At 70.0% G+C, this 25,711-nt stretch carries 24 protein-coding genes, 1 tRNA gene and 1 riboswitch; of the genes, 12 read left to right on the top strand and 13 right to left on the bottom strand.

Annotation, left to right across the window (positions count from 1 at the left end; genetic code table 11):
• Positions 1–75: 75 nt before the first annotated feature.
• From ACZ6WN_RS08670 to ACZ6WN_RS08680, 3 genes are all read right to left on the bottom strand, one after another.
• Complete coding sequence (locus ACZ6WN_RS08670; protein WP_465864095.1) at positions 76–1,107, bottom strand: alpha/beta hydrolase family protein; 1,032 nt, start codon at positions 1,105–1,107, stop codon at positions 76–78.
• Between the two features lie 127 nt (positions 1,108–1,234).
• Entirely contained in the window at positions 1,235–2,869 is a 1,635-nt protein-coding gene (groL, locus tag ACZ6WN_RS08675) for a chaperonin GroEL (protein ID WP_160026878.1), read from the bottom strand.
• Positions 2,870–3,081: 212 nt separating this feature from the next.
• Positions 3,082–3,603 (bottom strand): GNAT family N-acetyltransferase, encoded by a 522-nt coding sequence (locus ACZ6WN_RS08680; protein ID WP_465864097.1) that lies wholly within the window; start codon positions 3,601–3,603, stop codon positions 3,082–3,084.
• Positions 3,604–3,729: 126 nt separating this feature from the next.
• Between ACZ6WN_RS08680 and ACZ6WN_RS08685 the strand changes: the two genes are divergently transcribed.
• The 5 genes from ACZ6WN_RS08685 to ACZ6WN_RS08705 all read left to right on the top strand — a co-directional run bounded on the left by ACZ6WN_RS08685 (position 3,730) and on the right by ACZ6WN_RS08705 (position 9,321).
• On the top strand, positions 3,730–4,095 hold the full coding sequence (locus tag ACZ6WN_RS08685; RefSeq protein ID WP_465864098.1) for a YciI family protein: 366 nt from the start codon (positions 3,730–3,732) through the stop codon (positions 4,093–4,095).
• A complete protein-coding gene (locus tag ACZ6WN_RS08690) occupies positions 4,092–4,439 on the top strand; it encodes a YciI family protein (RefSeq protein WP_465864099.1) in 348 nt (115 codons plus the stop codon). Before ACZ6WN_RS08685 ends, ACZ6WN_RS08690 begins: the two co-directional genes overlap by 4 nt.
• Positions 4,436–4,780 (top strand): YciI family protein, encoded by a 345-nt coding sequence (locus ACZ6WN_RS08695; RefSeq protein ID WP_465864100.1) that lies wholly within the window; start codon positions 4,436–4,438, stop codon positions 4,778–4,780. Before ACZ6WN_RS08690 ends, ACZ6WN_RS08695 begins: the two co-directional genes overlap by 4 nt.
• A 9-nt stretch (positions 4,781–4,789) precedes the next feature.
• Entirely contained in the window at positions 4,790–7,636 is a 2,847-nt protein-coding gene (locus tag ACZ6WN_RS08700; protein WP_465864101.1) for an AMP-binding protein, read from the top strand.
• Between the two features lie 86 nt (positions 7,637–7,722).
• Positions 7,723–9,321, top strand: coding sequence for an AMP-binding protein (locus tag ACZ6WN_RS08705; protein ID WP_465864102.1), 1,599 nt, complete (start codon positions 7,723–7,725; stop codon positions 9,319–9,321).
• A 117-nt stretch (positions 9,322–9,438) separates the two neighbouring features.
• On the opposite strand, the gene ACZ6WN_RS08710 is transcribed toward ACZ6WN_RS08705, so the two are convergent.
• The 6 genes from ACZ6WN_RS08710 to ACZ6WN_RS08735 all read right to left on the bottom strand — a co-directional run bounded on the left by ACZ6WN_RS08710 (position 9,439) and on the right by ACZ6WN_RS08735 (position 16,260).
• On the bottom strand, positions 9,439–10,356 hold the full coding sequence (locus ACZ6WN_RS08710; protein ID WP_465864103.1) for an SGNH/GDSL hydrolase family protein: 918 nt from the start codon (positions 10,354–10,356) through the stop codon (positions 9,439–9,441).
• Between the two features lie 135 nt (positions 10,357–10,491).
• Positions 10,492–11,763 (bottom strand): threonine synthase, encoded by a 1,272-nt coding sequence (thrC, locus tag ACZ6WN_RS08715; RefSeq protein ID WP_465864105.1) that lies wholly within the window; start codon positions 11,761–11,763, stop codon positions 10,492–10,494.
• A gap of 11 nt (positions 11,764–11,774) precedes the next feature.
• A riboswitch (SAM riboswitch) is annotated at positions 11,775–11,914 on the bottom strand.
• Positions 11,915–12,057: 143 nt separating this feature from the next.
• Positions 12,058–14,385: an endopeptidase La gene (lon, locus tag ACZ6WN_RS08720; protein ID WP_465864107.1), complete on the bottom strand. Its 2,328-nt coding sequence runs from the start codon at positions 14,383–14,385 to the stop codon at positions 12,058–12,060.
• A 112-nt stretch (positions 14,386–14,497) separates the two neighbouring features.
• A complete protein-coding gene (gene otsB / locus ACZ6WN_RS08725; protein WP_465864109.1) occupies positions 14,498–15,352 on the bottom strand; it encodes a trehalose-phosphatase in 855 nt (284 codons plus the stop codon).
• Positions 15,353–15,444: 92 nt separating this feature from the next.
• On the bottom strand, positions 15,445–15,963 hold the full coding sequence (locus ACZ6WN_RS08730) for a LytR C-terminal domain-containing protein (protein ID WP_465864111.1): 519 nt from the start codon (positions 15,961–15,963) through the stop codon (positions 15,445–15,447).
• Positions 15,964–16,260, bottom strand: a complete 297-nt coding sequence (locus tag ACZ6WN_RS08735) for a DUF3263 domain-containing protein (RefSeq protein ID WP_091046051.1) — start codon at positions 16,258–16,260, stop codon at positions 15,964–15,966.
• Between the two features lie 118 nt (positions 16,261–16,378).
• Between ACZ6WN_RS08735 and ACZ6WN_RS08740 the strand changes: the two genes are divergently transcribed.
• The 3 genes from ACZ6WN_RS08740 (at position 16,379) to ACZ6WN_RS08750 (ending at position 19,303) form a co-directional block, all read left to right on the top strand.
• Positions 16,379–17,860: an alpha,alpha-trehalose-phosphate synthase (UDP-forming) gene (locus ACZ6WN_RS08740; RefSeq protein WP_465864112.1), complete on the top strand. Its 1,482-nt coding sequence runs from the start codon at positions 16,379–16,381 to the stop codon at positions 17,858–17,860.
• Positions 17,861–17,887: 27 nt separating this feature from the next.
• Complete coding sequence (locus ACZ6WN_RS08745) at positions 17,888–18,910, top strand: Gfo/Idh/MocA family protein (RefSeq protein ID WP_465864113.1); 1,023 nt, start codon at positions 17,888–17,890, stop codon at positions 18,908–18,910.
• A 330-nt stretch (positions 18,911–19,240) separates the two neighbouring features.
• Positions 19,241–19,303 (top strand): hypothetical protein, encoded by a 63-nt coding sequence (locus ACZ6WN_RS08750; RefSeq protein ID WP_465864963.1) that lies wholly within the window; start codon positions 19,241–19,243, stop codon positions 19,301–19,303.
• 37 nt (positions 19,304–19,340) lie between these two features.
• On the opposite strand, the gene ACZ6WN_RS08755 is transcribed toward ACZ6WN_RS08750, so the two are convergent.
• Both ACZ6WN_RS08755 and ACZ6WN_RS08760 read right to left on the bottom strand, forming a co-directional pair.
• Positions 19,341–20,891 carry an FMN-binding glutamate synthase family protein gene (locus tag ACZ6WN_RS08755; RefSeq protein WP_465864114.1) on the bottom strand — a complete coding sequence of 517 codons (1,551 nt, stop codon included), beginning with the start codon at positions 20,889–20,891 and terminating at the stop codon, positions 19,341–19,343.
• Positions 20,892–20,955: 64 nt separating this feature from the next.
• Entirely contained in the window at positions 20,956–21,954 is a 999-nt protein-coding gene (locus ACZ6WN_RS08760; protein ID WP_465864116.1) for an LLM class F420-dependent oxidoreductase, read from the bottom strand.
• A 77-nt stretch (positions 21,955–22,031) separates the two neighbouring features.
• Between ACZ6WN_RS08760 and ACZ6WN_RS08765 the strand changes: the two genes are divergently transcribed.
• Genes ACZ6WN_RS08765 through pdxY form a run of 4 tightly spaced genes read left to right on the top strand, consistent with a single transcriptional unit; the run spans position 22,032 to position 24,809 of the window.
• Positions 22,032–22,721: a uracil-DNA glycosylase gene (locus ACZ6WN_RS08765; RefSeq protein ID WP_465864118.1), complete on the top strand. Its 690-nt coding sequence runs from the start codon at positions 22,032–22,034 to the stop codon at positions 22,719–22,721.
• Positions 22,722–22,774: 53 nt separating this feature from the next.
• Positions 22,775–23,329: a hypothetical protein gene (locus tag ACZ6WN_RS08770; RefSeq protein WP_465864120.1), complete on the top strand. Its 555-nt coding sequence runs from the start codon at positions 22,775–22,777 to the stop codon at positions 23,327–23,329.
• 14 nt (positions 23,330–23,343) lie between these two features.
• Entirely contained in the window at positions 23,344–23,937 is a 594-nt protein-coding gene (locus ACZ6WN_RS08775; RefSeq protein ID WP_465864121.1) for a rhomboid family intramembrane serine protease, read from the top strand.
• 23 nt (positions 23,938–23,960) lie between these two features.
• Positions 23,961–24,809, top strand: coding sequence for a pyridoxal kinase PdxY (pdxY, locus tag ACZ6WN_RS08780; RefSeq protein WP_378685806.1), 849 nt, complete (start codon positions 23,961–23,963; stop codon positions 24,807–24,809).
• Positions 24,810–24,822: 13 nt separating this feature from the next.
• On the opposite strand, the gene ACZ6WN_RS08785 is transcribed toward pdxY, so the two are convergent.
• Together ACZ6WN_RS08785 and ACZ6WN_RS08790 are read right to left on the bottom strand one after the other, a co-directional pair.
• Positions 24,823–24,898: transfer RNA gene (locus ACZ6WN_RS08785), tRNA-Thr, on the bottom strand.
• A gap of 71 nt (positions 24,899–24,969) precedes the next feature.
• The gene (locus ACZ6WN_RS08790; protein WP_465864123.1) at positions 24,970–25,686 is read right to left on the bottom strand and encodes a GNAT family N-acetyltransferase; all 717 of its coding nucleotides are present in this window, start codon (positions 25,684–25,686) and stop codon (positions 24,970–24,972) included.
• Positions 25,687–25,711: the final 25 nt, after the last annotated feature.

The raw sequence follows: 25,711 nt of genomic DNA on the forward strand, positions 1-25,711 counted from the left end.
GAGCTGTTGTCGAGACAGTGTCGAAAGTCCCCAAAAGGATGGGGCCGCTGGGCCCGTCCTCATCGCCTGATCAGGTCATGCCAGCTGACGATCGAGGAACCCGATGACCCGCCGGATCGAGAGGTCCCACTGCGGCCCGAAGGCGTGCTGCTCACCGGGGTAGACCCAGAGACGATGGCGTACGCCCGCGGTCTCCAGCAGGTCCCGGGTGGTGTAGGCCCACCGGATCGGGCACGACTCGTCATTGGTCCCGTGGTGCATCTGGAGCGGGACCGCGATGCGGTCGAAGTACGTCCGCGCCGAGAGCCCCTCCCAGAACTCCGGCTCCGTCTCGGGATCGCCGTACTGCCGGTAGAGCCGGGCCACCTCGTCGGGCCGCGACGGCACCGCCCACCGGTTGATGTTGTCGACGATGTCGGAGGAGACCGACGCGTACGTCACCCCGGCCCGCACCAGCCCCGGCTGGGCGACCAGCGCGTTCATCACCACTCCCCCGCCCATGGAGCGTCCGAGCAGCGCGGTGCGGTCGGGGTCGACGTACGGAAGTCGTTTCATCGCCTGGACGGCGTTGATGGTGTCGCGGGTGTAGCCGAGGCGGCTCTCGTCCTCCTCGGTGCCTTCCGGGATCGGGGACGACCCGGCGTGGCCGCGGTAGTCGGTGTGCAGGACGACGTAGCCCTCCCGAGCCAGCCGGTCCTGCTCCCGCTTCAGCCCCTGCCCGGTGACGTAGATGTCGGTGTCGATGTGGCCGTGCGCGAAGACGACCCCGGGGAACGGCCCCGCGCCCCGCGGCCGGAAGAGCACCCCGGTGATCCTCAGCGGACCGCTCGGGTAGCTGACCTCGAAGCGCCGATAGGCCTCCGTGCTGCCCGACTCCCGCAGCACCTTCACCTCGCCCCCGGGGAAGTCCTCCCGCATCAGCTGCGGCAGCGAGACCTTGTCGGTCACCGGCGGCAGCGTCTGCGACGGGCTCGGGGAGGGCGCGGGCGGAGTCGCCGAGGTCGCCGGAGCTGCGGACCGCGACGGCGGCGAAGCGGCCGGCTCCCCGCCGCACCCGGCGAGAAGCACGGCCGAGAACGCCAGCGCCGACATCGCCTTCAGGCCCATGCGTCGAGCGTAGCCCGGTGGTCCTGGGTCGGCGGGCGGTTCCTTCGTCAAGGCATCGGCCCCCGCCGAAATGCACGAGGGCCTCTCCCGAAGGAGAGGCCCTCGTGGTGGAGCTAGCGAGACGGGCTCAGAAGCCCATGCCGCCCATGTCACCCATGCCACCGGTCGGGTCGCCACCAGCGGCGGCCTTCTCCGGCTTGTCGGCCACGACGGCCTCGGTGGTGAGGAACAGCGCGGCGATGGACGCGGCGTTCTGCAGCGCCGAGCGGGTCACCTTGGCCGGGTCGATGATGCCCGCGGCCAGCAGGTCGACGTACTCGCCCGTGGCGGCGTTGAGGCCGTGGCCCTGCGGGAGGCCGGCGACCTTCTCCGCCACGACGCCGCCCTCGAGGCCGGCGTTGATGGCGATCTGCTTCAGCGGCGCCGAGATGGCGGCCTTGACGATCGAGGCACCGGTGGCCTCGTCGCCGTCGAGCTCGAGCTTCTCGAAGGCAGCAGCGGCGGCCTGGATCAGCGCGACACCACCGCCGGCGAGGATGCCCTCCTCGACAGCAGCCTTGGCGTTGCGGACGGCGTCCTCGATGCGGTGCTTGCGCTCCTTGAGCTCGACCTCGGTGGCCGCGCCGACCTTGATGACGGCCACGCCGCCGGCCAGCTTGGCGAGGCGCTCCTGGAGCTTCTCGCGGTCGTAGTCGGAGTCCGACTTCTCGATCTCGGCGCGGATCTGGTTGACCCGGCCCTCGATCTGACCCTGGTCGCCCGAACCCTCGACGATGGTGGTCTCGTCCTTGGTGATGACGACCTTGCGGGCCTGGCCGAGCAGCTCGATGCCGGCGGTCTCCAGGGAGAGGCCGACCTCCTCGGAGATGACCTGACCACCGGTGAGGATGGCGATGTCCTGCAGCATGGCCTTGCGGCGGTCACCGAAGCCCGGAGCCTTGACGGCGACGGACTTGAAGGTGCCCTTGATCTTGTTGACGACCAGCGTCGAGAGAGCCTCGCCGTCGACGTCCTCGGCCAGGATGACCAGCGGCTTGCCGGTCTGCATGACCTTCTCCAGGACCGGGATCAGGTCCTTGACGCTGGAGATCTTCGAGTTGACGATCAGGATGTACGGGTCGTCGAGGACGGTCTCCATACGCTCCGGGTCGGTCACGAAGTAGGCCGAGATGTAGCCCTTGTCGAAGCGCATACCCTCGGTCAGCTCGAGGTCGAGCCCGAAGGTGTTCGACTCCTCGACGGTGATGACGCCTTCCTTGCCGACCTTGTCCATCGCCTCGGCGATGATCTCGCCGACGGTGGTGTCAGCAGCGGAGATCGAGGCGGTAGCAGCGATCTGCTCCTTGGTCTCGATGTCCTTGGCCTGGGCGAGCAGCTGCTCGGAGACGGCGTCGACGGCCGCCTCGATGCCGCGCTTCAGGCCGGCCGGGTTGGCACCCGCGGCGACGTTGCGCAGGCCCTCGCGGACCAGCGCCTGGGCGAGAACGGTCGCGGTCGTCGTGCCGTCACCGGCGACGTCGTCGGTCTTCTTCGCGACCTCCTTGACCAGCTCGGCACCGATCTTCTCGTAGGGGTCCTCGAGCTCGATCTCCTTGGCGATGGAAACACCATCGTTGGTGATCGTGGGGGCACCCCACTTCTTCTCGAGCACGACGTTGCGGCCCTTGGGACCGAGGGTGACCTTGACGGCGTCGGCGAGGGTGTTGAGACCCTTCTCCAGACCCCGACGGGCCTCCTCGTTGAAAGCGATGAGCTTCGGCATTGCTCCTGCGATCCTTCACTTGGGAAGTTCGTTGGATCCGGTCCGATGGGTTGCCCGCGACGGACGACGCCACTCCCGGCAGAACCCTTCCCTGCCGCTCGCGACGCCTCAACGTCACCGGTCCGGTTGTTGTCACTCTCATGGTAAGAGTGCCAGCCTCATGTTTAGCACTCGACCCCTGCGAGTGCAAGAAAATCCCAGGATGGCGACGGTCAGAGAGGCTTCGCGAGCTCGGCGAACTCCAGGTCGTCGCGCAGCGGGAGACCGAAGCGCTCGTCGCCGTAGGGGAAGGGCTCGAAGCGTCCGGTACGCCCGAACCCGCGCCGCTCGTAGAACGCGATCAGGTCCTCGCGCTGGCGGATCACCGTCATCCGGATCTCCTCCGCACCCCACGCGCGCGCGATCCGTTCGGCCTCGGCGATGACCGACTTGCCGACACCGGCCCCCTGCAGCCGCGGCGAGACGGAGAACATGCCGAAGTAGACGTACGCCTCGCGCTTCTGGAGCTGGCAGCAGGCGACGATCTCGCCGGCCTGCTCCACGACCAGGAGCCGCGAGCCCGGGGCCGTGATCACCTCGCGTACGCCTTCGGGGTCGGTGCGCTGGCCCGCGAGCAGGTCGGCCTCGGTGGTCCAGCCGGCGCGGGAGGCGTCGCCGCGGTAAGCGGACTCGATCAGCCCGACCAGGGCCTCCACGTCGGAGAAGGTCGCGTCACGGAAGGTCAGCTCAGGCACAGGCCCACGATAGCCAGGCGTCGAGGAGCGCGGCGAGGTCGTTCCCGCGCGGTGTCGATTTGGCCTTGTCCCACCCGTCATCCCCGGTGAAAGACTCACATCGAGGCACACGAAGGGATCAAGACGATGACCAGATACATGGTGCTGCTGCCGACGAACGAGGCCTTCTGGGCCGAGTCGACACCGGAGGAGAAGGCAGCCGGGTACGAGGTGCACGGAAGGTTCGCCAAGCTGCTCGCCGAACGCGGCCACAAGGTCACCGGCGGCGCCGAGCTCCACCACTCCAGCAAGGCCAGGACGCTGCGCAAGACCGGTGACGGGGTGGTGATCACCGAGGGCCCGTTCGCCGAGACCGTCGAGCACGTGACCGGCTTCTACACGATCGAGACCGACGACGTCGACGACATGCTCGAGTGCTGCAAGGTGCTCGCCGAGCTCGAGACGGCGCTCGAGGTCCGCGAGATCGTCGAGCACGAGGGGATGTCGGCATGAGGTATCTCCTGCTGCTCGGCGGCCCCGACCACCACGCCCGCTGGGCCGCCCTCTCCGAGGAGCAGAAGCAGAGCGCGTACGCCGACTTCGGCGCCTTCGCGAAGGCGGTCGCGCAGCGGGGCGAGCTGATCGACGGCGACGCCGTCCAGCCCGACACGAGCTCGCGGACCGTCCACGAGGACGGATCCGTGACCGACGGCCCGTACGCGGAGTCGGTCGAGCAGCTCGGCGGCTACTACGTGATCGACGTGCCGTCGCTCGACGACGCCCTGGCCCTGGCGAAGCTGCTGCCGAAGCACTTCGCGGTCGAGGTCCGGCCCACCCAGGGGGTGCAGATCCGATGACCCGCTACTACCTGCTCATCCCCAACGTGGAGGCCGAGTGGCAGGCGAAGACGCGGGCCGAGAAGGACGCCGTCTTCGCCACCCACGAGCGGTTCGCGAAACTGCTCGCCGAACGCGGGCACGTCAACCTGAAGGGGTACGGCGCCGCGCTCGCCGATCCGGCGACGGCCGTGACGGTGCGCGGGTCGGGGGTCACCGACGGGCCCTACACCGAGGCGGCCGAGCACCTGGCCGGGCTCTACGTCGTGGAGTCCGAGGACCGCGACGACCTGGTCGAGTGCTGCAAGCTGCTCGCCACCGCGGAGTCGGCGATCGAGATCCGCGCGGCGGAGCTGGACTGACCACCGACGATGCTGGAGACGCTGCTGCGCGAGGAGTGGGGCCGGCTGCTGGCCCTGCTCGTCGCGCAGTTCCGCCGTCTCGACCTCGCCGAGGACGGGCTGGCCGACGCCTTCGAGGCGGCCGCCCGGCACTGGCCGGTCGACGGTGAGCCCGCCAACGGGCCGGCCTGGCTGCTGACGACCGCCCGGCGGCGGATCGTCGACCGGATGCGCTCGGAGGAGGTGCTGGCGCGCAAGATGCCCCTGCTGGTGGTCGATGCCGGGCTCACCCAGGAGGCGCAGCAGGTCATGGCCACGGTGCCGGCCGGGGCCGGGGGCGAGGCGGTCACCGACGAGCGGCTGCGGCTGGTGCTGCTCTGCGCCCACCCGACGCTGTCGCGCGAGGCGGCCGCTGCCCTCACCCTCCGGCTGGTCCTCGGTGTCTCCACCGAGGACATCGGGCGGCTGTTCCTGCAGTCGAAGGCGACGATGGCGGCACGGCTGACCCGGGCACGGAAGCGGCTGGCGGGCGCCTCCTTCGAGGTGCCCTCGGACCTCGCCGATCTGCGGGAACGGGTCGGCATCGTGGCCGAGGTCGCCTACCTCGCGTTCACGGCGGGCTATGCCCCCGGCACCGGTGCCGACGTCGTCCGCAGCGATCTCGCGGGTGAGGCGATCCGGCTGGTCCGGGTGCTGCGGACGGTGCTCCCGGCCCCCGACCAGGAGGTCGACGCGCTGCTCGCCCTGATGCTGCTGCAGCACTCCCGCCGGGCGGCCCGGATCGGGCCCGACGGCGGCCTGGTCCTGCTCCCCGACCAGGACCGCACCACCTGGAACCTCGAGGAGATCACCGAGGCCCTCGCGATCCTCACCCCGCTCGCCCACGCCGCACCGGCGCCCTATCTGCTCCAGGCCCTGATCGCCGCGGAGCACGCGGTCGCGCCCACCTCGGAGGCGACCGCATGGGACCGCATCGTCGAGCGCTACGACGAGCTGCTCGCGCTCCAGGACACCCCGGTCGTACGTCTCAACCGGGCCGTCGCGGTAGCCGAGGCCTCCGGGGCCGAGGCCGGGCTCCGGGCGCTGGAGTCGGTCGCGCTCCCGGGACACCGGCTGCCTGCCGTTCGTGCGCAGCTGCTGGAACGGTCGGGGCGGCACGACGAGGCGATCGAGGCCTACGCCGAGGCCCTCGCGCTCTGCGCGCACGGGCCGGAACGGGCCGACCTCGCCCGGCGACGCGATGCGCTGGCAGGTTTTTGCGCCCCAATCGCTAGACGAGAACACGTTCTAATTGCCACACTCGGTCCTGTGACCCCGATCACTCTCCCTGACATCCTCGAGGCGATGGCCGACGCCATCCCCGACCGCACCGCCGTGTTCACGATGGAACACGCCTACAGCTTCGCCGAGGTCGACGAGCGCGCGACCAGGCTGGCCAACCACCTCCTCGGGCAGGGCATCCAACCGGGCGACCACGTCGCCATCCACTCCCGCAACCGGATCGAGTGGGTCGACGCCTTCTACGGGTGCATGAAGGCACGGGCGGTGCCGATCAACATCAACCACAAGTACCTCCACGACGAGCTCGACCACCTCTATCGCAACTCCGACGCGGTCGCGGCGATCATCGGACCGGAGCACGTCGAGGCGGTCGCCGCGCTCGGCCTGGGCATCCCGACGCTGGTGCTGGGCGAGGAGTACGACGCCGCGGTCGCCGCCGCCTCCAAGGAGCGCCCCGACGTCGAGCGCAGCCCCGACGACCGCTACATCATCTACACCGGCGGCACCACGGGCATGCCGAAGGGCGTCGTGTGGCGCCAGGAGGACATCATCCGGGCCGCGCTGAACGCGAGCCGGTTCGGGGCGCCGTTCGACACCGTCGAGCAGCTCGCCGAGGAGGCCGCGGCACAGGAGACGCCGATGGTGCTGCTGGCCTGCGGTCCGATGATGCACGGCGGGAGCCAGTGGATCATGGGCAACGGCCATGTCGCCGGCTGCACGGTCGCGCTCTACACCGAGCCGACCTGGTCGGCCGAGACGATCCTCGACCTCGTCCAGGCCGCGGGGGTCAACTCGCTCACCTTCCTGGGGGACGCGATGGGCCGCCCGGTCGCCGAGGCGATCCTGCGCGAGCCGGAGCGCTGGGACCTGAGCGCGCTGTTCGCCGTCTCGAACGGCGCCGCGCCGCTGTCCGCGGGGGTCCGCACCCAGCTCCGGGAGGCACTGCCGGGCCGCTACATCCTCGACTCCTACGGCGCCTCGGAGTCCGGGGCGACCGGCATGCAGGTCGACGAGGGCAACGAGGGCGCACAGGCCGCGCCGAAGTTCCAGGTCGGGATGGACGTCCAGGTCTTCGACGCCGACCTCGAGCCGTGCGCGCCGGGCGAGACCGGGATGCTCGCGCGCACCGGTTCGATCCCGCTGGGCTACTACAACGACCCGGTCAAGACCGCGGCCACGTTCAAGGAGATCGACGGTCAGCGCTGGTCGATCCCGGGCGACTTCGCGCGGCGCGAGGAGGACGGCTCGATCACCGTCCTGGGCCGGGGCTCGGGCTGCATCAACACCGGCGGCGAGAAGGTCTTCCCCGAGGAGGTCGAGTCGGTCCTGCTGCGTCACCCCGACGTCTTCGACACCGCGGTCGTCGGCACCCCGCACGAGCGCTGGGGCCAGCAGGTGACCGCGCTCGTACAGCTCCGCGAGGGCGCCACGACCTCGGCCGACGCGCTGCGCGAGCACTGCCGCAGCCTCATCTCGGCCTACAAGGCACCCAAGGACATCCTGCTCGTGGAGCGAGTCCCCCGCACGCCCGTGAGCAAGGTGGACTATCGTGCGAGCGCTACGGTCGCTGCCGAGCTGCTCGAGGCGCGTAGGTGACGACCGGCTGATCCGACGTACGGTTCGGTGCCGTACGGCCCTATCCCCGGCCCTACCAAGGAAGGCGCAGACGTCCTGTGTCCGCCGTGATCCCCCTCACACTGCCCGACATCCTGGAAGCGATGGCCGATGCGATCCCCGATCGCACGGCAGTCGTCACCACCGACCGCACCTACTCGTACGCCGAGATCGACGAGCGCGCCACGCGCCTGGCCAACCATCTGCTGAGCGTCGGCCTCGAGCCGGGTGCCCAGGTCGCGATCCACGCGACCAACCGGATCGAGTGGGTCGACGCCCTCTACGGGTGCCTCAAGGCCCGCACGATCCCGGTCAACATCAACCACGCCTACCGGCGCGACGAGCTCGCCCGGACGTACGCCGCCACCGACTGCGTCGCGGCCATCGTCTCCCCCGAGTTCACCGATGACCTCGACGAGCTCTCGCTGTCGCTGGATCACCGGGTCGTCCTCGGCCCCGACTACGACGCCAAGGTCGCCGCGGCGTCCAAGGAGCGGCCGACGGTCGGGCGTACCCCCGGCGACTGGCACATCATCTTCACCACCGGCACCACGGGCACCCCGAAGGGTGCGGTCTGGCGCCAGGAGGACCTGGTCTGGGCCGCGCTCAACACGGTCCGCCGCAACGCGCCGATCCCCTCGGTCGAGGGGCTCGCCGCCGAGGCGGCCGCTCGCGACTCGGGTGTCGTCCTGCTCGCCGGCGGGCCGCTGCTGCACGGACAGAGCCAGCTGCTGCTCCTGCGGGCGCTGGTCGCCGGCGGCACCGCGGTGCTCGACACCTCCGCGTCGTTCTCGGCGGAGGCCTTCCTCGACCTCGCCGAGCAGGCCGGCGCGACCGCGATCACGCTCCTCGGCGACGCCCAGGCCCGCCCGGTGGCCAACGCCCGGCTGACCGGCAAGAAGCGCTGGCCGCTGCGCTCGCTCGCCGGCGTCTCCAACACCGCGGCGCCGCTCTCCGACGGCGTCCTCTCCGTCCTTCGCAACGCGTTCGCCCGCCGGGTCATCGTCGACTCCTACGGCACCCTGGAGACCGGCGTCACCGGCTCCCGCGCCGACGACGGCTCCCCGCTGGTGCCCGGCGAGACGCGGTTCATGGTCGGCCCGGAGGTGGAGGTCTTCACCCCCGACCTCACCCCGGCGGCCCCCGGGGTCGAGGGGCTGCTGGCCCGCTCCGGCCCCGCGGCCCTCGGCTACTACAAGGACAACGCCCGCTCGGCCACCGCGATCAAGCTGATCGACAACCGGCGCTGGACATTCCCCGGCGACCTCGCCCGTCGCGAGCAGGACGGCTCGATCACCCTGCTCGGCAGGGCTGCGACCCTCGTCCGGACCGGTGACCTCGAGATCCACCCCGAGACCATCGAGGGCGTGCTCCTCGGCCACGAGGACGTCGTCGACGCCGCCGTCTTCGGCATGCCCCACCCGCGCTGGGGCCAGCAGGTCGCGGCGCTCGTACAGCTGGCCCCCTCCACCGAGACGACCGCCGCCGACCTGCGCAAGCACGCCCGCGACCGGCTCGGGGAGTCCCACGAGCCCAAGCTCGTGCTGCTGGTCGAGTCGGTGCCGCGTACGCCTGCAGGAACCGTCGACTACCGAGCCGCCACCGGCCTCACCGCCGACCTGCTCAGCACCGGCGGCAAGGCCCCGGACGAGGCGGACGACAAGTAGCCCGAGTCGGCGCAACTGTCCCGCCCCCAGACGCCGAGTCGGCGCAACTGTCCCAGCCGTACGGGACAGACGCGCCGACTCGGCGTCGTTGTGCGGGACAGAAGCGCCGGGTCGGCGTCAGGGCTCGCTGTGCTGGGCCGGGTCAGCGAGGCCCGGCGGTTCGGTTGCCTCGGGTGGGAGCTCGGGCAGGTGATGACCGAACGGGACCTGCTGGACCTGCCCGAGAGCGGCGAGGACCGAGGGCAGCATCGCCTTGGCGGTGCGCTTGTAGCCCATCGCGCTGGGATGGAAGTGGTCGATCGCGAACATCTCGTCGGGGTTGGTGATGAAGAACGGGCCGACGACGTCGGAGAGCGAGACGACGTGGGCACCCCGGGCGAGAGCGATCTCCCGCTGGCCGTCGGCCAGCTGCTTGGCGATCCGGCGCCCGAGCGAACGCAGCGGCTGCGGCAGCGGACGCACCGCACCCACGTCCGGACAGGTGCCGACGACGACCTCGGCACCACGCTCACGCAGCGCGTCGATGACCTCCCCCAGCACCCGGGTGGAGTCCTTCTGCGGCACCCGGTGGGTGACGTCGTTGCCCCCGACGACGACCACCGCCACATCGGGCCGGTAGCCCTCCGGCAACGACTCGAGCTGCGCGGGGACCATCGAGGTCTCAGCCCCGACCACGGCGGCCGTACGCAGCCGTACCGGCCTCAGCAGGGCCTTCGCCGTGCCCTTGGCCAGCCGAGCGCCGAGAGTGCCGCCTCTGGTCTCCGCGCCCAGTCCCGCGGCGATCGAGTCACCGAGGACGAGGAGCTCGACCGGCGTACCGCCGTAGGTCTTCTTGTAGACCTTGTCGGCGTAGATCGCCACCTCGCCGAGGGGCTTGCCGATCACGTCGCGCGCGTGCGCCGCCTGTCTCTTCAGCAACGTCACGAACCCGGCCCCGGCCGCCGCCCCCACCACGCCGATCGCACCGGCGACCGCGGCGCTCGCGGCGACCATGCCGAGCCATCTGGCCTCTTCACTCGTCTTCGCGCTGCTCACGTCTCTTATCTGTAGCGCACGAGAGTGAACGGGCGGTTGGTTCGTCTAGGTATGCAGAGGAACCGTCACTTCCCTCGCGGAGTTCCGCATGGGAAGTGACGGCTCGGCTACATACCTAGACGAACATCCGCAGCCCTACGCCTGCGAGAGCCCGGCCTCCTCGAAGGCGTCGTAGTTGGGGGCGATGGTGGCGCGAGGGCCGACGATGCCGCTGATCGCGTCGAGCGTCTTGAGGCCGTGGCCGGTGTTGATGATGACCGTCTCCAGACTCGGGTCCAGAGCGCCGGTCTCGACGAGCTTCTTCGTGACCGCGAGCGTGGTGCCGCCGGCGGTCTCGGTGAAGATGCCCTCGGTGCGAGCCAGGAGCACGATCGCCGAGCGGATCTCGTCGTCGGTGACCTCCTCGACGGCGCCGCCGGAGGAGCGGGTGGCGTCGAGGACGTAGATGCCGTCGGCCGGGTTGCCGATGGCCAGCGACTTGGCGATCGTGTCGGGCTTGACCGGGCGGATGGCGTCGACGCCGGCCTTGAACGCGGTCGCGACCGGGTTGCAGCCGGTGGCCTGGGCGCCGAAGATCCGGTAGGGCTTCTCCTCGACCAGGCCGAGCTTGATGAGCTCCTTGAAGGCCTTGTCAACCTTGGTCAGCTGGGAGCCCGAGGCCACCGGGATGACGATCTGGTCGGGCAGGCGCCAGCCGAGCTGCTCGGCGATCTCGAAGCCGAGCGTCTTGGAGCCCTCGGCGTAGAAGGGACGTACGTTGACGTTCACGAACGCCCAGCCGTCCTCCTCCGCGGCGATCTCCTGGGCCAGCTTGTTGACGTCGTCGTAGTTGCCGTCGACGGCGATCAGGTTGTCGGTGAAGACGGCGGAGTTGACCTGCTTGGGCTGCTCGAGGTTGCTGGGGATGAACACAGCGGTCGGGATCCCGGCGCGCGCGCCGGCGGCGGCGACCGCGTTGGCCAGGTTGCCGGTGCTCGGGCAGGCGAAGACCTTGGCGTCGAGCTCACGGGCCGCGCTCAGCGCACAGGCGACCACGCGGTCCTTGAAGGAGTTGGTCGGGTTGGTGGAGTCGTCCTTCACCCAGAGCTTCTCGAGGCCGAGCTCGCGCGCGAGGTTCTTCGCGTCCAGGAGCCGGGTGAAGCCGGGCTCGGTGTTGGGACTCTGCTCGATGTCGTCGGGCACCGGCAGCAGCGCCTTGTAGCGCCAGATGTTGCGGGGTCCGGCCTCGATCTCCTCGCGGGTCACGGCCGGGAAGTCATAGGCCACCTCCAGTGGCCCGAAACACTCCGGACAGGCGTAATGCGGTCCGAGCTCGATCTGGTGGCCACACTCCCGGCACGACAGCGCCGAGGCGTTGCCGAAAGCACCCTCGCGCAGGCCCTTCGTCTCCGTGGTCGCAGCGCTCATGAGAAACCTCCTCCTCATCTTCCCCGATCACGTCTCTCGCGCCGGGCCGGAATTAGCACCTTGTCCCACGCCCTGCCCGTGGTCGGGAGGAGGCTCGTGGTCGGTTGCCGGGACTTCACTGGGCCGTTCCCTCAGTCCCTCTCGATGAGCAATACCGATCGTACGGCAGGCAACATCCGTCGATCACACCCGGGTTCCACTCCGCGGACCATCCGTCCGCCATCTGGACACCGTGCGGGGGTAACACGGTGTTGCAGCGAACATCGTGTTACCCCCGGGGAGCGAGAACCGAGCTCAGGCGGCGCGCGCCGACTCAGCCCCGCCGTCGGTGGCGGACCCGGCGTCGGCGAGCGCGCCGCGTACGACATCGCGTACGTCGCTGACCAGGTTGATCTTCAGCGCCTGCTTCACCTCGTCGGGGACCTCGTCCAGGTCGGGCTCGTTGCGCTGGGGCACGAAGACCTCGGTCAGGCCGGCCCGCTGGGCGGCGAGCAGCTTCTGCTTGAGGCCGCCGATGGGCAGCACCCGGCCGGAGAGCGAGACCTCACCGGTCATGCCGACCTCGCTGCGCACCGGGCGACCGGTCGCGAGAGAGGTGAGCGCGGTGACCATCGTGATGCCGGCGCTCGGCCCGTCCTTCGGGACCGCACCCGCGGGCACGTGGACGTGGAGCGAGCGGTCGAGCACGGCCGGGTCGACGCCCAGCTCAGCGGCGTGCGAGCGGACGAAGGAGAGCGCGATCTGCGCGGACTCCTTCATCACCTCACCGAGCTGGCCGGTGATGTTGAGCCCCGCCTGCCCCTCGGCCGAGGACGCCTCGATGAAGAGCACGTCCCCACCGAGCCCGGTGACGGCCAGTCCGGTGGCGACCCCCGGGACAGACGTACGCTCCGCCGACTCCGGCGTGAACCGCGGCCGTCCGACCAGGTCCTTGAGGTTGTCCAGGCCGATCTCGACGTGCTCCGCCCCGGTGGCCAGCTTCGTCGCCGCCTTGCGCAGCGCCTTGGCGATGAGCCGCTCGAGCTGGCGTACGCCCGCCTCGCGGGTGTAGTTCGCGGCCAGCTCACGCAGCGCGTCGTCGGAGACCGTGGCCTCCTCGGCGGTCACCGCGGCGCGCTCGAGCTGCCGGGGCAGCAGGAAGTCGCGAGCGATGGCGACCTTGTCGTCCTCGGTGTAGCCGTCGATCGTGACCAGCTCCATCCGGTCCAGCAGCGCGCTCGGGATCTGCTCCACGACGTTGGCCGTCGCGATGAAGAGCACGTCGGAGAGGTCCAGGTCGAGCTCGAGGTAGTGGTCGCGGAAGGTGTGGTTCTGCGCCGGGTCGAGCACCTCCAGCAGCGCTGCCGCCGGGTCACCCCGGTAGTCGCTGCCGACCTTGTCGACCTCGTCGAGAAGCACGACCGGGTTCATCGATCCGGCCTCCTTGATGGCCCGCACGATCCGGCCCGGGAGCGCGCCGACATAGGTGCGCCGGTGACCGCGGATCTCGGCCTCGTCGCGAACACCGCCGAGCGCGACCCGGACGAACTTGCGTCCGAGCGAGCGCGCGACCGACTCACCGAGCGAGGTCTTGCCGACTCCTGGCGGGCCGGCGAGCAGCACCACAGCACCGGACCCACGGCCGCCGATGACCTGCAGGCCCCGCTCGGCACGTCGGGTCCGCACCGCCAGGTACTCCACGATCCGGTCCTTGACCTCCTCGAGGCCGTGGTGGTCGGCGTCGAGCACCTCACGAGCCGCGGTCACATCGGTCGAGTCCTCGGTGACCACGCCCCACGGCAGCTCCAGCACGGTGTCCAGCCAGGTGCGGATCCAGGCGGTCTCGGGGTTCTGCTCGGAACCACGCTCGAGCTTGTCGACCTCGCGCAGCGCGGCCTCGCGTACGGCCTCGGGCAGGTCGGCGGCCTCGACACGGGCCCGGTAGTCGTCGGAGCCCTCGGGCTCGCCCTCGCCGAGCTCCTTGCGGATCGCAGCGAGCTGCTGGCGCAGCAGGAACTCCCGCTGCGTCTTCTCCATGCCCTCGCGTACGTCCTCGGCGATCTTGTCGCTGACCTCCGACTCGGCGATGTAGTCCTTCGCCCAGGCGATGACCTTCTCGAGACGCTCGGTGACGTCCGGCGTCTCCAGCAGCTCGCGCTTGGCGTCGTCGTCGAGGTACGGAGCGTAGCCGGCGGTGTCGGCGATCTCGGACGGCTCGGTGAGCCGGTTGACCTGGTCGATGACCGGCCACGCCTCGCGACGCTGGAGCACCGCGACGACCAGCCGCTTGTACTCCTCGGCCAGCTCCTTCGCGTGCTCCGTGGTCGTCTCGGTGGCGGGCTCGACCTCGACCCACAGCGCAGCACCGGGCCCGGTCACGCCGGAGCCGATCTTCGCCCGGCCGACGGCCCTCAGCACCGCCGCGGGCTCACCGCCCCGGAACCGGCCGACGCGCTCGATCGTGGCGACAGCACCGTACGTCGCATACCGGTCCCCCAGCCGCGGCGCGACCAGCAGGCGGCTCTCCGAGCCGGCCCGGGCAGCGTCGATCGCGGCCTGCGCGGCCTCGTCGAGCTCGATGGGCACGACCATCCCCGGCAGGACCACGGCATCCGAGACGAACAGCACAGGAAGCTTGTCCATTGCGGACCCTCCTAGAAGAGTTGAGTGTTATTGGCTCAACTTCCGGGAGCAACCGGATGTTCCCTCCGGTTAGTGTGTTCGCTGTGAGCGGACGGCGGCCGCGTCGACCGTGTTACACCGGGCGCGACTCGCCGGTCAGCCGCCGCAGCAGCTCCAGCACACCGTCCGGGCCCGCGACCTCGAGATCGGCGAGATCTGCGAGCGGACCTCGGTCGGAACCCGCGTGGGAGTAGACGAGGAGGGTCGGCGACCCGGTGGTCTTCCCCCAGGCCCGGACGGCCTCGAACGCCTCGATGTCGCCCAGGTCGTCACCGCCGAACAGGATCGCGCCGGGCGAGACCTCCGAGACCAGCGTGTCGATCGCGTGGCCCTTGTGCATCCCGGGGGCACGGACCTCGATGACCTGCTTGCCGGGCTCGACCACGAGCCCGTGCTGGCCGGCCAGCTCGGTCAGCGGCGGGAGCAGGCGCGCGGCGAGACCGTCGGGATCGGGGAACCGGCGGGTGTGGACCCCGACGGCGAGGCCCTTCTCCTCGATGTAGGCGTCCTGCGCCCCGTGAGCGGAGAGCACCGCCGGCAGCGCCGCCTCGAAGGCGGCGAGGCCCTCGGGCGGCGGCGGGCCGACGACGACCCGGTCGGCACCGCTCCAGCGCTCGTTGCCGTACTGCCCGAACACGTACAGCTCCTTGCCCGACTCCGCGAGCGCGTCGGCGATCGCGGCCAGACCGCCGAGCTCGACGACCTGTCCGGCCGGTCGGCCGGTGACGATGGCCAGCGCCTTCACCCGGGACGCGAGCGCGATCAGGACCGAGGCCGCGTCCGGATGGATCCGAGCCGCGGCCGGGTCCTCGACGATCGGCGAGAGCGTCCCGTCGAAGTCGAGACCGACGAGGGTCTCGGCGGCAGCAGCCGCGATCGCGGCGTACTTCTGCTCTCCTGCGGCGCCATCAGGCTGGAGTTCGGCCATGCCTCAACTGTGGCACGGCGACCGCCGCGGAGCCGACCTGGAGGCCTCGGCCGTGCGTCAGATCACACACGTTCGAGAACGGCCGGAAAGCCTCAGAGAGCCCCGGTCAGAACCACCGTCAGCCGGTCGCCCTTCATCGAGCCCTCGACCGAGAGATGGGTCCGTTTGATGCCGAGGTCATCGGCGAGCTGCTGGCCCTCGCGCTTCATCTCGGGCGGGTAGTAGACGGTGTTCTCCGGGACCGAGCCCATCCAGTTGTCCTCGCCGACGACGTTCCAGCCGACGGTCGTCGCCTTCGCGGCGACGTCGCTGGCGAGGCCACCGATGTTGGACTGGTTGTAGACCTCGACGCTGACCTTGGCGCGGTCGACCGGCGAAGGCTCGGCCTTCGGCGGCTTCTTCTCCTCGGTCTTGGCCGGCTTCGGCTGGGCCGACGCCGAGGCCGAGGGGCTGCCACCGGCCTGGGCGATCTCCTTGCCCTCGTCTTCGTCGCCCCCGGTGATCCAGAAGATGATCACCGCGGCGACGACGGCCACCACGCTCAGCGCGATGACGGGTGTGGGGAGCGCTACGCCACGCTCACCCTTCGAAGGACGTACGCAGCCGGTCATTCAGACCTCGAAGCCGAGCCGTCTCGCCGAGCGCTGACGCTGCCGGGCCGCGCGGAGCCGTCGCAGGCGACGCACGAGCAGGGGGTCGGCCTCGAGGGCCTCCGGCTTGTCGATCAGGGCGTTGAGCACCTGGTAGTAACGGGTGGCGGACATGTTGAACGCCTCACGGACGGCGGCTTCCTTGGCGCCGGCGTACTTCCACCACTGACGCTCGAAATCAAGGATCTGCTTGTCGCGCTCGCTGAGGCTCGCGGGGTCCTCGCCTGGGCCTGTGACCTGCACGTTGACAGCGCTCATTCCTCGTCCCCCGGTGTCGTCTGCATCTGACCACACCCTAACGCGCCGAACTACACCGCTGTGGTTCACCCTCCCGGCGTGTTACTCGACAGGTATTCGGTCCAGGGGGCCGGAAGTCGTGGGTGGAACGACACGGCGCCGAACCTGGCCCTCGTCCATTACAGTCGGAGATGTGCAGGCTGACCTGGTAATCGTGGCCAATCGGCTCCCCGTCGATCGAGTGGAGATGCCGGACGGCACGAAAGCGTGGCGACGCTCGCCAGGAGGTCTGGTCAGCGCTCTCGAACCGGTCCTGCGAGCCAACGACGGGGTCTGGATCGGCTGGCCCGGCGGCACCGACGAGGACCTCGAGCCGTTCGAGGACGACGGGCTCCACCTGCTGCCGATGACGATGACCGCCCAGGACATCGAGGAGCACTACGAGGGCTTCTCCAACGGCACGCTGTGGCCGCTCTACCACGACGTCGTGGCCAAGCCGGAGTTCCACCGTGAGTGGTGGGACGGCTATCAACGGGTCAACCAGCGCTTCGCCGAGAAGTGCGCCGAGGTCGCCGCCAAGGGCGCGACCGTCTGGGTGCAGGACTACCAGCTCCAGCTGGTGCCGCAGATGCTGCGCGAGCTCCGCCCCGACCTGCGCATCGGCTTCTACCTCCACATCCCGTTCCCGCCGGCCGAGCTCTTCCAGCAGGTCCCCTGGCGCCGCCAGCTCCTCGAAGGACTCCTCGGCGCCGACCTGGTCGGCTTCCAGCTCCCCCAGGCGGCGCAGAACTTCGTCCGCCTGGTGCGCCAGCGCGTCGGCCACAAGACCCATCGTGACCTGGTCTACCTCCCCGACGGACGCACCGTGCACGCGGCCGCCTTCCCGATCTCGATCGACTTCGTCGGCTTCGACGAGATGGCCCACGACGAGGGCGTCAACCAGCGCGCCAAGGAGATCCGCGAGCAGCTCGGCGACCCGAAGAAGATCCTGCTCGGCGTCGACCGGCTCGACTACACCAAGGGCATCTACGCCAGGCTGCGCGCCTTCGGCGAGATGCTCCGCGACACCGAGCTCGACGTCGAGGACGTGATGTTCGTCCAGGTCGCGGTGCCCTCCCGCGAGCGCGTCGAGCAGTACCGCAAGCTGCGCGACGACATCGACCGCCTCGTCGGCCGCCTCAACGGCGACCTCGGCCGCATCGGCCGCCCCGCGATCTCCTACCTCCACACCTCGCTTCCTCGTGCGGAGATGGCCGCGCTCTACCGCGCCGCCGACATCATGGTCGTCACCCCCTACCGCGACGGCATGAACCTGGTCGCGAAGGAGTACGTCGCCTGCCGCTACGAGGACGACGGCGCCCTCGTGCTCTCCGAGTTCGCCGGTGCCGCCGAGGAGCTGCGCCAGGCCTGGCTGGTGAACCCCTACGACATCAACGGGATGAAGGCCGCCCTGCTCGAGGCCTACCAGGCCGAGCCGAAGGAGCTCACCCGCCGGATGAAGGCGATGCGCAAGCAGGTCGCCTCCAAGGACGTACGTTACTGGGCCGACTCCTTCCTCGAGGAGCTCGCCGCGGTGCAGGGCAGCCACACCAAGAACGTGCTTCCGCCCAACGCCCACTGAGGCCCGCCAGGTGGCTAGAGTCGAGCCGTGACCACCAACTCTGACTCGATCAGGTGGGGAATTCTCGGCACCGGCCGGATCGCCCACTCCCTAGCCACCGATCTGATGCTCGTCCCCGACGGCCGACTCGTGGCCGTCGGGTCACGGAGCACGGAGTCCGCGGAGACGTTCGCGAAGGAGTACGCCGCCCACGGCCCGGTCCGCGCGCACGGCTCCTACGAGGAGCTGGCCGCCGACGAGGACGTCGACGTCGTCTACATCGCCTCCCCCCACTCCCACCACCTCGAGCACGCCACGCTCGTGCTCGAGGGCGGCAAGCACGTGCTGTGCGAGAAGGCGCTGACGCTCAACGCCGCCGACGCGCAGAAGATGGTCGACCTGGCCACCTCCAAGAAGCTCTTCCTCATGGAAGCCATGTGGATGGCGACCAACCCGATCATCCGGCGCCTCGTCGCCGACGTGAGGTCGGGCCGGTTCGGCGTCCCGCGTCACGTACACGCCGAGCTCGGCTTCGTCGCCGACCCCGAGCGACACCAGCGCCTGCTCGACCCGGCGCTCGGCGCCAGCGCACTGCTCGACATGGGCATCTACCCGCTGACCTTCGCCCACCTGCTCTTCGGCGAGGCCCGCGCGCTGACCGCTCAGGCCAACCTCGGCGAGGGTGCCGACGGCGCCACCTTCGACCTCGACCTGGTGATGACGGGGAAGTACGCCGGCAACGAGCTCTCCACCATGGTCTCCTCGGTCACCTCCTACTCCTCGCGCTCGGCCGCCATCGCCACCGACCAGGGCCGGATCGAGCTGACCGACTTCCACCACCCCTCCTCGGCGGTCTTCACGCCCGCCAACGGCGACGAGCCCGTCGAGATCGTCGGTGACGAGCCCGTCATCGGCGCCGGTTACGGCAACGAGATCGTCGAGGTGCAGCGCTGCCTGCGCGAGGGCCTCCTGGAGTCCCCCCTCGTCCCCCACTCCCAGACGCTCAGTCTGATGCGCCAGATGGACATGATCCGCGAGTCCATCGGCGCCCGGTACGCCACCGAATCCTGACGAGACGTCACCCCCGCCGGCCGACACGTCACCCCCGCCGGCCGACACGTCAGCTGCGTCGGTCGACACGTCAGCTGCGTCGGTCGACACGTCAGCTGCGTCGGTCGACACGTCAGCTGCGTCGGTCGACACGTCAGCTGCGTCGGTCGACACGTCACTCGCGTCGGTCGACGTGGCAGCTGCGTGACGTCTCGGCCGACGCGAGTGACGTCTCGGCCCAGGTACGCGACGTCTCGCCCGACGTACGTGACGCCTCGCCCGACGTAGGTGACACCTCGCCCGACGTAGGTGACACCTCGCCCGACGTAGGTGACACCTCGCCCGACGTACGTGACACCTCGCCCGACGTACGTGACACCTCGCCCGACGTACGTGACACCTCGCCCGACCTAGGTGCCGTCTCGCCCGACGTACGTGACGCGTCGGCGGGTCAGGCGGTGGACGGCTTTTCGTTGAAGGTGCGGTGGGGCTGGACGACGGCGAGGAGCTCGCGGGCGACATCGGGCCCGAGGGCGCCCCAGTGGTCCTTGTAGCCGTAGACACCGGCGAGGGTGCGTGACTCGTAGTCGCCGTTCATGACCTCGATGTCGTGGGGCGTGATCAGGCCGGGGTGGGCGACGCCCACGGCGGCGGAGACCTTCGTCAGCTCCCGGCGCAGGGTCCTGAGATAGCTGGCGCAGCGATCGCCCTTGTCCTGCGGGTCGAGGCCGCCGGAGAGCCATTTGCTCTGCGTCGCGACACCGGTGGGACAGGTGTCGTCGTGGCACTTCTGAGCCTGGATGCAGCCGATCGACATCATCGCCTCGCGGCCGACGTTGACCATGTCCGCGCCGAGCGCGAAGGCGACCGCGGCGTTCTCCGGCAGGCCGAGCTTGGCCGACCCGATGAAGGTGACCGAGTCGGTCAGGCCGAGCTCGGCGAAGGTGCCGTAGACCCGCGAGAAGCCGATCCGGTAGGGCATCGCCACCGCGTCGGAGAAGATCAGCGGCGCGGCGCCGGTGCCACCCTCGCTGCCGTCGACGGTGATGAAGTCGACTCCCCGCTCCCCCGACCGCATCGTGCCGGCGAGCTCCTGCCAGAACTCCATCTCACCGACCGCCGACTTGATGCCGACCGGCAGCCCGGTCTCGGCGGCGATCATCTCGACGAAGTCGAGCATCGAGTCGACGTCGCCGAAGGCGGAGTGGCGGGACGGCGAGGCACAGTCCTTGCCGAGCTCGATGCCGCGGATCTCGGCGATCTCCGGGGTCACCTTGGCCGCCGGCAGCAGTCCACCGAGGCCGGGCTTGGCACCCTGGGAGAGCTTGATCTCGATCGCCTTGACCGGCGCGGTGGCGACCCGCTCCTTGAGCCGGTCGATCGAGAAGGTGCCGTCGGCGTTCCGGCATCCGAAGTAGGCGGTGCCGATCTGCATCACCAGATCGGCACCACCCTGGAGGTGGTAGGTCGAGATGCCGCCCTCACCGGTGTTGTGCATCGCCCCGGCCCGCCGCGCGCCCAGGTTGAGTGCCGTGATCGCCGGCCCGGACAGCGACCCGAACGACATCGCCGAGACGTTGACGACCGACTCCGGCCGGAACGCCTTCGCGCGCCCGCGCGGACCGCCGAGCACCTTCGCCGAGGGCAGCTTGGCGGCCTGGTCGTGGTCGTCGGGCAGGGCGTCGGCGAACGTCCGGTGCTTGATGTGGATGTGGCCCTGGGTGTGCTCGATGTCGTTGTCGGTGCCGAAGCCGAAGTAGTTGTTCTGTCCCTTCGCCGAGGCGTAGACCCAGCGCCGCTGGTCACGGCTGAAGGGCCGCTCCTCGTCGTTGTCCGCGACGATGTACTGCCGCAGCTCCGGCCCGATCTTCTCCATCAGATACCGCGCGTGACCGATCACCGGGAAGTTCCGCAGGATCGCGTGCTTGCGCTGGGTCAGGTCGCGAGCGGCGACCACGCCGGCGGCAACCGCCACTCCCCCGAGGAGGGTCGTCATCTTCATGTACGTCTTCCTACCGGGCGGTCACCTCGTTGTAAACGTCCGCGACGGTGTCGCCGGGCGTCGCTCAGGCGAACTCGGGAATGACCTTCGACTCGAAGAGCTCGATGGAGGAGCGGTCGTAGGCGGCGTCGGCGAAGTAGCCGATGGCGTACGTCATGCCCAGCTCCTCCACGGCCTTGAGCTTCTCCACGGCCTGGTCCGGCGTGCCGACCAGCGAGGTCGGGCCGTCCACGGCGCCGTTGACGACCTCGGCCGCCTTGGCCGCGCCCAGGTGCGGCACCAGCCGGGCCTCCCAGGCCTTCACCTTCTCGGCGACCTCCGTCTCGTTCTCCCCGAGCAGCACGTTGTAGTTCGACGAGCGGGTGATCTCCGCGAAGTCGCGCCCGAGAGCCTCGCAGTGGCCGCGCAGGATGTCGGACTTCGCCGTGAAGGTCTCCGGGTCACCGAGGAAGTTGGTGTAGTCGGCGTACTGCGCCGCGATCTTGAGAGTCACCTTCTCGCCGCCGCCGGCGATCCACAGCGGGATGCCGGAACGGCCCTGCTGAAGGGGCAGCGGCTGACAGATGGCGCCGTCGACCTGGTAGTACTTCCCGTCCAGCGACGAGATGCCCTTGGTCCAGGCCTGCTGGAAGATCTGGACGCCTTCGCGCAGCATCCCGAGACGGTCGCGCGCCGCGGGGAAGCCGTAACCGTAGGCCCGCCACTCGTGCTCGTACCAGCCCGCGCCGATACCCATCTCGACCCGGCCGCCGCTGATGTGGTCGGCGGTGGCGGCGACCTTCGCCAGATAGGCCGGGTTGCGGTAGGACATGCACGAGCACATCTGCCCCAGGCGCACCCGCGACGTCACCGCGCCCAGACCCGCCATCAGCGACCAGGCCTCGTGGGTCGCCTGGTCGGAGGGCTCCGGTGTGGTGTGAAAATGGTCGTAGACCCAGATGCTCTCCCACGAACCGGAGTCGGCGTGGATCGCCAGGTCCTTCATCGTCGTCCACTGGTCCGCCGGGTCGATCCCGACGAGGTCGAAGCGCCATCCCTGCGGGACGAAGAAACCGAACTTCATGTCTACTCCTTGATGAGTGCAACCTGGGGTGCCACGGACAACTTATCCGTCGGTGCCAGCCGATACCCTCATCATTTATGAGCGCACTCGCCGGACTCGTGGACAAGGGCCTGATGGCTGCCGACTGGGCCGAGGCGCTGGCGCCGGCCGAGCCGCAGATCGAGCAGATGGGCCGCTTCCTGCGCGACGAGCTGGCGGCCAGGCGTCCCTATCTTCCCGACGGCGACCGGATCTTCAACGCCTTCCGGCGCCCGCTGCGAGACGTACGCGTCCTGATCGTCGGCCAGGACCCCTACCCGACCATCGGGCACCCGATCGGACTCAGCTTCGCGGTCGAGAAGGACGTACGTCCCCTGCCCGCGTCGCTGCGGAACATCTATGCCGAGCTGGCCACCGACCTCGACCTGAAGATGCCCGAGCACGGCGACCTGTCGACCTGGGCCGACCGCGGGGTGATGCTGCTCAACACCTCGCTGACGGTGCGCCCCGGCGCGCCGGCGTCCCACTCGAAGAAGGGCTGGGAGGAGGTCACCGGGCGGGCGATCGACGTCCTGGGCAAACGCGGCGGGCCGCTGGTCGCCATCTTGTGGGGCCGGCACGCGCAGAATCTCGAGCCGCGGCTCAACGGGGTGCCCGCGGTCAAGTCCGTCCACCCCTCGCCGCTCTCCGCGCGCCGGGGATTCTTCGGGTCGCGGCCGTTCTCCCGCGCCAACGCGCTCCTGGTCGAGCAGGGCGGTTCCCCGGTCGACTGGTCCCTTCCCGATTAGGCTCTGCCCCAGGGTCGCCCCATCGGCCCGTCGGCACGGTGAACGGGGGTCACGTGGGCGAGAACACGACCGGACCGACGCTGTCGGTGTCACGGCGGCTCAAGATCGTCGGCACCATCGTCGTCGTCCTGATGGCCACCTGGGCGGCCGTGCTCGGTGGACGCGCCCTGCTGGACCGGGCCGGGCCTCCGGAGTTCCCCGCGAGCGACGTACGCGACTGGGCGACCTTCGCCGACCACCTCGTCCTGGGCACCGCCGGCCCCGCCGACCGGCTCGAGGTCACCACCGTCCTGTGGAGCCGGCAGGGAGCCCACTCGATCGGCCGCGGGATCACGCTCGACGCCGACATGACCGAGGGCGAGGCGTACGCCGTGCCGGTGGCCTGGCTCGAGGGCGGTGGCGGGCGCTGGGTGGCGCTGGCCGCCGATGCGGTGCTGCCGCTCGACGGCGGGCGGATCACCGGGGGCGGTGAGACCTGGGCGGCCGACCACACCGGAGAATCGCCCCGGAGCCTCGCCACCGAGCTCTACGAGACCGGTCCGCACCCGGCCGCCGTCCCCTACCTCTACGAGAGTCTCGAGCAGCGGCTCGCCGCTGTGGAGCGGTAGGTAAGATTTCTGGCGTGAGCCAGGACTCCCCCACGCGGCCCCAGCGCGCCAACTGGATTCGGGCCGGTATTTGGTCGCTCGGCTTCGTCGCCCTGCTATGGGTGCTCGAGGCCACCGACTACATCAGCGGGCACCAGCTCGACACGCTCGGCATCCAGCCGCGCACCGACGCCGGCCTGCTCGGCATCGTGTTCGCGCCGGTGCTCCACTTCGGCTGGGCCCACCTCTACGGAAACACCCTGTTCGCGCTCGTCCTCAGCTTCCTGGTGCTCGCCTCGGGCGTCGGCCGCGGGATCGTGGCGACGCTCATCATCTGGGTGGTCGGGGGTGTCGGCGTCTGGCTGATGTCGCCCCCGGGGAGCATCACCGCCGGCACCTCGATGCTGATCTTCGGCTGGCTCGTCTACCTGATCCTGCGCGGCCTGTTCAGCCACCGCGTCGGTCAGATCGTCATCGGTGTGCTCATCTTCCTGGCGTGGGGCAGCCTGCTCCTCGGCGTGCTTCCCGGGCAGACCGGTGTCTCCTGGCAGGGCCACCTCTTCGGCGCGATCGGTGGCGCTCTGGCAGCGTGGCTGCTCAACGACCCGCCCAAGAAGCAGGCCGCCTGAGCCGTTTGTTGGAGACTGGACGCATGCAGATCCTCTCCATCCAGTCGCACGTGGCCTTCGGCTACGTCGGCAACTCGGCGGCAGTCTTCCCCATCCAGCGCCTCGGTCACGAGGTCTGGCCGGTGCTCACGGTCAACTTCTCCAACCACACCGGCTACGGCGCGTGGCGCGGCCCGGTCGTGGCCGCCGACCAGGTCGCCGAGGTCATCGAGGGGATCTCCGAGCGCGACGGTCTCTCCACCGTCTCCGCGGTGCTGTCCGGCTACCAGGGCGACCCGGCCGTCGGCGCGATCATCCTGGACTCCGTACGCCGCGTGAAGGCGCTCAACCCCCGCGCCCTGTACTGCTGCGACCCGGTGATGGGCGACGTCGGGCGCGGCATGTTCGTGCGCGAGGGCATCCCGGAGTTCATGCGCGACGAGGTCGTCCCCGCCGCCGACGTGATCACGCCGAACCACTTCGAGCTCAATTTCCTCGCCGGCCTCGAGTCGACCGACACGCTCCAGGAGGTGCTCGCCGCCGTCGACATCGTGCGGGAGTCCGGCCCGTCCAACGTGCTGGTGACCTCGGTGATCACCAAGGACCCGACCCATCTGGACCTGGTCGCCGTCTCCGACGAGGGCGCCTGGTCGGTCACCACTCCCCTGCTCCCGATCTCCCCCAACGGCGGCGGCGACGTCACCGCGGCCGTCTACCTCTCCCACCTGCTCTCGACCGGCTCCACGCCGGCCGCCCTCGGCCGCACCGCGAACACCCTCTTCGCCATCCTCGACCGCACGTTGAAGTCCGGCCGCCGCGAGCTCGAACTCATCGCCTCCCAGGACGACATCGCCAACCCGCCGACGACGTACGAGGTCACTCAGCTCCGCTGAGGAAGGTAGGGGATGGAGCCGGTGACAGGAGTCGAACCCGCGACATTTCGCTTACAAGGCGAACGCTCTACCAACTGAGCTACACCGGCATGCCGCCTTCAGCACGACGACGGCGGGACAATCGTAGCCAGTCACCATCGGTTGCGCGCATCCGACGCCCCTACCCAGGCGCACGAAGGTGGGCGAAGTTGGTGGTACGCCGGAGGGCGAAGCCGAGGGAGCGGTAGAGCCGGATGGCGTTCTCGTTGGTGCCGCTGGCGTGCAGGAGGGCGCGCTCGCCGCGCTGGTTGATCCCGTACGTCACCGCCCGCACCAGCCGGCCGGCGAGCCCCTGCCCGCGGAAGTCGGCGTCGGTGCAGACCGCGCTGATCTCGGTCCAGCCCCGGGGGTGGTTGCGCTCGCCGGCCATCGCGACGAGGCGGTCGCCGGCGCGGATTCCGAGATAGGTGCCCATCTCGATGGTGCGCGGCTCGAACGGACCGGGCGTGGTGCGCGCGACCAGGTCGAGGATCTCCGGGACGTCGGCCGTTCCCAGGACGACGACATCGGCGTCGGGCACCGCGACGACCCCGGCGTCGATCATCTGCACGCCCTCGCCCCCGCCGAGGATCTCCCATCCGGCGGGCGGGCGCACCGGCCTCGGCGAGGTGAAGAAGCAGGTCCCGGACGGCCCGAGGAGCCCGGCGAGATCGGCCCAGGCCCGCGGCGAGTCCTCGGCGAGGCCGGCGAAGGCGGCGACCTGCGGGTCGTAGCGCGCGGCCAGCCCGGAGATCTCTCCCAGCTGCCGGTTCGGTCCGACGAGGGACTCCCAGACGATGTTGTCCAGGACGGAGCTCGTCTCAGCAATCGGTCGCGCATCAGTGGTCACGCACGGCATCCTATTCTCTAGCAACTCGCTAGAC

It is taken from the genome of Nocardioides sp. NPDC054178 (genome assembly GCF_055585005.1).